Genomic DNA, 8,207 nt, shown 5'->3' with positions numbered 1-8,207 from the left:
CATGCTTCTCGAATATCATCAGTGAGCTTTTTCCCTTCAGATATCCCATGAATGATGATACTGAGATTTTTGGAGGAATCGCTACTAGCATATGTACATGATCTGGCATCATGTGACCTTCTAAGATCTCCACTCCCTTGTATTTACATAAACGCTTGAAGATTTCAATCAAGTCTTTTCTCACTTGATTATAAATCTCTTTCCGTCTATACTTCGGGGTGAACACAATGTGGTATTTGCACATCCACTTCGTGTGAGCTAGACTATAGTTCTTGTTTGCCATCTAAGACCATTCCTTTCATTGAGCCTGAACATCTCAATTTTATCGGGATGGTCTTGTTGGTCAAACCCTCGATCCCTCCACCCGCATAGCGGGTGGTTTTTTGTTTCGTGCGTTTCACGCACTCAACGGGCTAAAGCCCATAATCAAAAGCGGCGCCCGCAAGTCCGGGTGCCGCTGCATATTCAATCTGTTACGCCTGAGCCGAGGCTGATGCAAGCTGGAACAGCAGGCTGTCGTAATCTTCGGCCTCGAGGCTGTACAGGGCTTCGGGAGAAGCTCCGCGCTCCGGATCGCATTCCTGCATGTCTCCATACCGGAAGACGCGATCGAGGGCCGCCTGCACCTGGGCGGATTTGCCTTCCGCCTTCAAGAGCTGCATCAGTTCATAGTCGCGGATGCCGCGCTGCAGCCATTTGTAACGCAGGGACAACAGCGGCTTGCCGAGCGGGCCCGGGTAGACGAAGTTCGTATCTCCGGCCTTCCATATTTCAGAGCGGTAGGCGATCCGCTCCAGCGGCTTATCGGGCCAGACGGTGTAATTCCAGCGCAAGAAGCCATCCGTGCCGAGGCGCTCCGCGAACCAGGCGATGAGCCGGCTCTCCAGCGGCGGGGAAGACAGAAACGTATTCGGGCGGGCCGGGTTGCAGCAGACGTAATAGAGCAGCTTGCCCTCGATCGACGAGCGCTGATCCATCAGCCGCCGATGCTCCCTCACGACACAATTGAACAAGGGAACATAATCGGAAACGCCCTCCAAGCCTTTTTCCACAAACTCTACGTGGTTAATGGCGACCTTGTAACGGAAGGAAGGAGCCGCGCTCCGCAGCCATGCCAGGCGGCGATGGAACAGATCATATTCAGCCGGCTCGTCAGCCAAAATCCGGACGCGATCGATCCGGCCGGCGGCCATAAAATGCTGCTCCAACGCCTGAACATACGCCTTCAAGTCCTGCTCTTCCCGTATAAAACGGTACGTTCCGCTCGCTTCGTCGTAGTATCGGACCCGCACTCCGTCGGGAGCCCCCTCGACAATGGCGCCGTATCCCGATTCGGCTTCCAGCCAAATGTTCAACAGCCCAAAGACCTCAATCTCCTCGCGAATGCCATGTTTCTCTCCCAGCGCAATGTACCGGTCCAGCGCGGAAAAATCATAGTGGAAGGCGCCGTCCGCGCTTCTGCGGACGCCGACGATGCTGTACTCGAACAAATCGGACGGCTCGCGGTCGTTATGCGAGAACTGTCCGGACCACGGAATCTCGGATACGATGACAGTCAATGCCTTTTGCCCCAGCCGGGCCAGGCTCTCCAAGTAGGCATCCAGCACGGAGAAATGCTCTTCCGTCCAGTAACCGGTATGGTATTTGCGCGCAATATTGGAGCTATGCTGCCACAAATCGAGATAAAACCGGTAGTCACGAGGCTCGGGCAGCGTCTCCGGCAACACGGTCCACCGGAAGCTGCATTCTCCTGCCAGTTGTTCATCCTCGAACAACGTATGCGTGTAAATGCGCACCTTGCCTTCGTACGTTCCCGGCCTCATCTTATCGTCCGCATGCCATTCCACCCATACCGGCTGCACCTGCCTGGCTTGCACATGAATATGGGCACCCTCCAGCAGCAGATCGGCCTTCGGCGTGCCGTCGTCATCCTCGATGAAGCCGACAAGCTTGATCTCCGGCCGTATGTGAACGCCCTCGGACGACACTTCGATTCGGGCGATGCGAAGCGCGCCCCCCTTCCAGAACAACGCATCCGGCCGCGTCGTCAGCAGGAAAGGCTGTTCGTCCGCCACAAGCACCTGGAACGCGGCGCTGTCCCGCCGGCAACTGGCTATCTCATACGGGGCATTGCCGTCCGCCGCGTGCTGGGTGTAATGGGCCCATCCCTTCCATGTGCGCGTTTCCTTATGGAACATATTTTTCAAGCCAATATACATCGAGATCTCACTCCTCTGCCGCTCGCATGGTTCACGGCGCTGGCGAACCGCTGCTGCTGGAACTGGAATTGCAGACGAACATGAACATTAATCCCATCATGGCGATTTTTGGAGAAATGAATATGCAATAATTTCGCTATCCACATGAACAAAAGCCTATTTATTTTGACAGAGACGGGGCTGCTTCAAAGCGCAGCGGGCCCCCTTCCCGATGGAGCTCGAAGACGATGATTTCATTCTCGCCCTGGCGCAGCAGCGGCGCCGGAACATAGAGAGTTTGCTGCGGGCCTACTTCCCAATATCGTCCCAGGTTGAAGCCGTTCACGAAGACAACGCCCTTCGTCCAACCGTCCAGCCGAAGGAATGTGTCCTTCGGTTCTTCCTTAATCACGAGCTTCGCTTCATAGAATCCGGGCTGCTCCTCTTCCCATGCCGCAGCGCCCGCATCGAAGCTCAGGCCGGCAAGCGTCTCCAGCTCCAGGCAACGGACCTGCCAATGGAACAGGAACTGTCCGTTCAAGCGAACGCCATGCGTAATGCCTTTGCGATCGTACAGTTGAGGCCCATAATTGACACGGCCCATATTCTCGACCAGGATGTCTAACTGGGCTCCGCCTTCCGGAATCGTGACTGGAATCGATTGCGGATTCCAACGCTCCACGGCGCCGACCAGCTTGCGATCGAGAAATACGAGAGCCCGATCCCGCACATCCTGAATCGTTAACCGGCTCTCCGGACGCGGCCCGCCGACGCGAGTCGAGTACACGATGAAGCCGTTGTTCTGACCGTACTTCTCCATTGGCTCCGGGCAGATGCTGTCCCGGACCTCCGTCATCGGCTCCAGCGTATCGAACAGCTTCACGCGGCGAGTGACCGGGACGGAGCCATAGTCCGCCTTCGGCGTATTTGCCGGCAGCTCCCCTTCCGGAAGAGAAACGTACTTACCGATAACTTCGCGGAACGCATGGAACTTCGGCGTCAAATCCCCCGCCTCGCTAATCGCGGCATCATAATCATAGCTTGTAACGGTCGGCTCATATTTCTCGCCGTGGTTGGCCCCGCTGCCGAACCCGAAGTTCGTTCCCCCGTGCACCATATAGAAATTGACGGAGGCGCCCATGCCGAGCATGTCGTCAAGCACGCGGGCCGCATCCTCCGCATCGCGGGTATGGTGTTGTTCGAACCAATGGTCGAACCACCCGTTCCAATATTCCATGCACATGAGCGGCCCATCGGGTCGATACTCCCGCAGCTTGTCGAACGCTTCCTTCGGGCGGGAACCGAAGTTGACGGTCGCGAGCACCCCTTCCGCCATGCCTCCCTGCAGCATATCATCCTGAGGGCCGTCCGAGGTGAACAGCAGCACATCGACTCCGCGCTCGATCAGCATCGCACGCTGCGCTTGCAGATAAGCCTGGTCGTTGCCGTAGCTTCCATATTCGTTCTCGATCTGAACGGCAATAATCGGACCTCCCTTGGTCGCCAACAGCGGCGTCAATTGAGGAAGCAGCGCATCATAATAAGCCGCCACCTTCTTCAAGAAGCGCGGATCGTTGCAGCGCAATCTCATGTCATCCTTCAACAGCCAGGCCGGCAGGCCGCCGAATTCCCACTCGGCGCAAATGTACGGGCTTGGCCGGACAATCACATACAAGCCAAGCTCGCCGGCGAGGCGGACAAATTTCGCCACATCCGCCATGCCTTCGAAATGGAACTCGCCCTCGCGCGGCTCATGCACATTCCAGGCTACATACGTCTCGATGCAGTTGCAGCCCATCGCCTTGATTTTGCGCAGGCGATCCTCCCAATAGGCCGGCACTACCCGAAAATAATGTATCGCACCGGAAATAAGCTGAATGGGACGGTCATCCATCGTAAATTGCCCTTTGTCATAAGAAAGCGTTGTCATTGGCTTCTCTCCTTCGCCGATATCATCCTGTGTCCTACCTGCTCCGTCGAACTGCAGCAGATCTTACCTTCATGATAGCGGTTTTCGGGCAAATGAACATGCAATTTTTTTGCCACCTGCATGCACAAATGTTGCAAAAAAAGACTTGCCCCGCTCACAACGGCGCAAGTCTCGTTCAATTCCCTTATTCATTCGGCTTGCGGCTCAGTCCCGGAACACTTCCGTCTGCCGCTTCAAGCGGGCTGCCTGCTCGCGCAGCACCTCCGAGGATGCGGCGATTTCCTGCATCATCGCGGTCTGCTCCTGCGTGGCGCTCGCCACCTGCCTCGTGCCCGACGCCATCTCTCCCACGACGACGGCCATCTGCTTCGTCTGCCCCAGGGTAGCGGCAAATTGCTCGGTCTGCCGTCCCACCGCCGATGCGATATCGCGCATCGAGGAGGATGCCCGCCGGGTCACTTCCGCAATCGTATGAAGCGCTTCCGCGGCATCGTCTTTTTTCCCCGCCTCGACGCTGACCATCTCCACTTGGGCGGTAATAAGCCGGACCGCTTCTTCAACCTGGGCCTGCATATGTACAATGCGCTCGTTAATGCTGCCGACGGCTTCGGCGCTCTGTTCGGCGAGCTTGCGCACCTGGGAGGCGATAACCGCGAAGCCGGCCCCCTGCTCTCCGGCCCGGGCCGCTTCGATTGATGCGTTCAAGGCGAGAAGATGCGTCTGATCCGCGATCTCGCGTACGGCAATGGAAATATCCCCAATCTGGGCAGCCTGATCATTCAGGCGCTCCACCGTCTGAATGGAGGCTTGGCCGGATTCGGCGGCATGTAGCATGCCGTCGATAATCGATTTGAGCATGTCCTCGCTGGCGGCCAGCGCCCCCAGCATATCGGAAGTCATCCGCTCGGTGTCGCTTGCCTGGCGCTGGACGTCCAGCGCGGATTCGTGGATCCGTTCGACCGTCGCCGCCGATTCGGCCGTCCATTCGGCCTGCTGCTCGGCCCCTCGGTTCATTTCCTCCGCCGTTCGTGAAATATGCTCAATCTGCTCGGCTGCCGACGCCATCGCATCCCCGAGCATCTCCGTATTGCGCGTCGTAATCTCCACGCTCTGCTTAATCTCCGCAATCATGCTCCGCAGGTTGCGGATCATCGTCCCGAACGATTCGACGAGAACGCGAATTTCATCATGGAATCGATAGTCCGGAATGTCGACATTCAGATTGCCCTGCGCCGCTTCGTCAGCCGCCTTCGCCAACTGGGTCAGCGGCTTGACGACGAAGCGGGCGGCCAGCCAGCCGAGAAAGCATGTCCAGAAGATGCCAAGCGCAAAAATAATGGCATCATAGACCACGGCGTTCATATCCGGCGCCAATACCGGCTTCAAAATAAAGATGAAAAAACCGCTGGTCGCATACGTGACCGCCGATACGATCAGCAACCCCAAAACCATTTTCGTCTGAAATCCGAATTTCATCTTGTCATCTCCCCATGATTGATGAACGGTATGGTTTGTCTCTACTCTTCGGATTCGTCCTTACTCGCGGTGAACAACAGGATCGTAATCAAGACAAAAGCAACGAGAGCCAGCAACGGAATCGTAATCCAACCGAATAAATCAAGGTAATCGGAACCGCAAGGCACGCCGGTCCGGCAAGGCGAGATTTCCTCCATGCCAGGAACTTTTTGCACCATGTAATGATAAATGGACACCGAACCTCCGATGATCGACAGCGGCAAGGCGTAGCGGAAAATCCCCCGGTCGCCGCGATAAGCGGCAATCCCCAGCAGCAGAACAAGCGGGTACATGAAGATACGCTGTACCCAGCACAGCTTGCAGGGCTCCCAGAGCAGGATTTCACTCATATATAAGCTGCCGCCCGTCGCGATGACGGCGACAAGCCAAGCGAGATGCAAAGCATATCGTCGAATGCTCGACATAACGGTTCCCCCAGTTCCGCTTATTTCGCCTTCTCCAAAGCTTGATCGATCATGGCTTTGAGGCCTTCATAATCTTGTATATGGCCGGAGAACTCCACGCCGTTCACGAACAACGTCGGCGTGCTGTTGACCCGGGCCTGAGCCGCTTGCTGCTCGTCCTTCATCACTTCATTCCGCATCGTGCGATCCTGAAGCGCCTTATCAAGCTGGGCCGTATCGAGATCCGGCACCGTCCGCTGGGCGAAATCGACAAGGAACGACGCGGTCGCCCAGTCTTTGCCTTCATCCTGCTGCGCGCGGTACAGCTCATGATGGAACGACCAGAACGCTTCCGGCTGCTGGCGATACACCTCTTCGGCCGCCTCGGCCGCCAATTCGGAGCGTGGAATAACGAGCTTATTCAAAAACGTGAATTTCACTTTTCCGGTATCGATATAGTCCGCTTTCAATTGAGGGAATATGGTGTCATTCCAAATTTTGCAGGCCGGGCATTTGTAATCGCCGAATTCCACAATCGATACAGCGGCATCGGCACTCCCAAGCGTAGGCTGTCCCTCAATGTTGAATTCAACCGGAGGCTGGTTCGCCAGCTCTTCCTGTTTCATTTTCTCCCCTTGCTGATTCAAGACATAAATAAGAACGCCCAAGACGACAATCGCAATGGGGATCATTAACAAAAAGGCGCGATCATTCCCTTTTTTTCCTTTGCGCGAGCTTGAGGCCGATCGGTGTTTCGTAGTTTTTGCCAATGGATTCACCCTTTTCTACTTGTTTCTTCCTTTCTTAACTGTAATAGATATACGGACAATTTTCCATTTGTTTTAAAAAATTTCTCTTCAAATCTGTGATGTATGTCACTGTTTGTTAACATAATAAATTTAATTATTGCATCTAATTATAAAGATAATAGAATTTATATATTTAACCAATAAAACGGTCTATGCCATAATCATGCCATCCCGAAGCCGAAAAGGAGTGAGCGAGTTATGACGACGACAGACGACTGGCGTCCTGAACTGTATGACAGCAAGCTGGGGTTCGTGTCCGCCCATGGGCAAAATGTAATTGAGCTGCTCCAGCCAAAAACGGGGGAAGCGGTGCTGGATATCGGCTGCGGCACCGGTGATCTCACGGCCCGCATCCGGGAGAGCGGGGCTCATGTGGTCGGCATCGACAAGTCGGAGGCGATGATTGGGCAGGCGCGCAGCAAATACCCGGATCTGCGATTCATCGTCGCGGATGCCGAAAGTCCGCTGCCTGAAGCGATGGTTGAAGCGTTCGATGCGGTCTTCTCGAACGCGGCGCTGCATTGGATGAAGGCGGCGGATCAGGTTCTCGCCGAGGTATGGCGATGCTTGCGGCCGGGAGGGCGGTTCATCGGGGAGTTCGGCGGCCGGGGCAATATCCGGACCGTAGAGCAAGCCATCGAGGAAGTGCTGCTTGCCGAATACGGAATCGAGGCTTCCGCCTTCCATCCGTGGTATTTCCCTTCTTTAGGGGAATACGCCGCGCGGCTGGAGGCGGCTGGCTTCCATGTCGATGCGGCCGTTCATTTCCAGCGGCCCACCGCGCTTCCGGATGGCGATGCCGGAATGGATTACTGGCTGGAGAGCTTCGCCAAGCCCTTCGTCCGCGCCGTGGGGGAGAAGGAGTCTGGCCGCCTGTTCCGCCTCGTTAAGGAACGGTGCCGTCCTTCATTGTACAGCGAAGACGAATGGGCCTTGGACTACGCCAGGCTGCGGTTCGCGGCGCATAAGCCGCGGCGCCGGTAAAGAATCATGACCACCCGTCCAACGGGTGGTTTGCTCTTGGGGTATAACCCCCTGTTGCCAAACTGCGCCTAAAGACGCTAGCCTTACAATAAAATTGTTCAGGCTCAGTGTAATTTGTCACTTTCACTTACCAGTTAAACTGGTTTACTTCTTCTTGCTACTGTTTCTGCTGAATGGATCTTCATACTCTTTCACACTCAGTTTATCAATTGCTTGGTCATGTGCTTCTTGTTCACGTATATATTTTGCAACGGTTGCTTCATTTAAGCCTACTGTGCTGACGTAGTATCCCTCCGCCCAAAATTTTCGATTGCCATATTTATACTTCAAACCGGCATGCTTCTCGAATATCATCAGTGAGCTTTTT

General features: G+C 55.4%; 8 protein-coding genes. 1 reads left to right on the top strand and 7 read right to left on the bottom strand.

Annotated features, from left to right (window positions below; all coding sequences use genetic code 11):
* The 6 genes from tnpA to ABD76_RS22515 all read right to left on the bottom strand — a co-directional run.
* Positions 1 to 283: IS200/IS605 family transposase (gene tnpA, locus ABD76_RS22540; protein WP_197256799.1), on the bottom strand; the 283-nt coding region annotated here is incomplete at its 3' end.
* Between the two features lie 190 nt (positions 284 to 473).
* Positions 474 to 2,219, bottom strand: a complete 1,746-nt coding sequence (locus ABD76_RS22535) for a DUF4091 domain-containing protein (protein ID WP_197259307.1) — start codon at positions 2,217 to 2,219, stop codon at positions 474 to 476.
* A 160-nt stretch (positions 2,220 to 2,379) separates the two neighbouring features.
* Complete coding sequence (locus tag ABD76_RS22530) at positions 2,380 to 4,128, bottom strand: glycoside hydrolase family 35 protein (protein ID WP_197259306.1); 1,749 nt, start codon at positions 4,126 to 4,128, stop codon at positions 2,380 to 2,382.
* A gap of 204 nt (positions 4,129 to 4,332) precedes the next feature.
* Entirely contained in the window at positions 4,333 to 5,604 is a 1,272-nt protein-coding gene (locus ABD76_RS22525) for a methyl-accepting chemotaxis protein (RefSeq protein WP_197259305.1), read from the bottom strand.
* Between the two features lie 41 nt (positions 5,605 to 5,645).
* Positions 5,646 to 6,068 carry a disulfide oxidoreductase gene (locus ABD76_RS22520; RefSeq protein ID WP_133381738.1) on the bottom strand — a complete coding sequence of 141 codons (423 nt, stop codon included), beginning with the start codon at positions 6,066 to 6,068 and terminating at the stop codon, positions 5,646 to 5,648.
* Between the two features lie 20 nt (positions 6,069 to 6,088).
* Complete coding sequence (locus ABD76_RS22515) at positions 6,089 to 6,817, bottom strand: thioredoxin domain-containing protein (protein WP_242069741.1); 729 nt, start codon at positions 6,815 to 6,817, stop codon at positions 6,089 to 6,091.
* 237 nt (positions 6,818 to 7,054) lie between these two features.
* On the opposite strand from ABD76_RS22515, the gene ABD76_RS22510 reads away from it, so the two are divergent.
* A complete protein-coding gene (locus tag ABD76_RS22510) occupies positions 7,055 to 7,840 on the top strand; it encodes a class I SAM-dependent methyltransferase (RefSeq protein WP_197259304.1) in 786 nt (261 codons plus the stop codon).
* 144 nt (positions 7,841 to 7,984) lie between these two features.
* On the opposite strand, the gene ABD76_RS22505 is transcribed toward ABD76_RS22510, so the two are convergent.
* Positions 7,985 to 8,207: transposase (locus tag ABD76_RS22505; protein ID WP_197254597.1), on the bottom strand; the 223-nt coding region annotated here is incomplete at its 5' end.

This window comes from Paenibacillus dendritiformis, assembly GCF_015845845.1.
In the GTDB taxonomy this organism is placed as follows: Bacteria; Bacillota; Bacilli; order Paenibacillales; family Paenibacillaceae; genus Paenibacillus_B; species Paenibacillus_B dendritiformis_C.
Note: the sequence above shows the minus strand (reverse complement) of the source record. Positions and strands in the feature narration are given on the sequence as shown.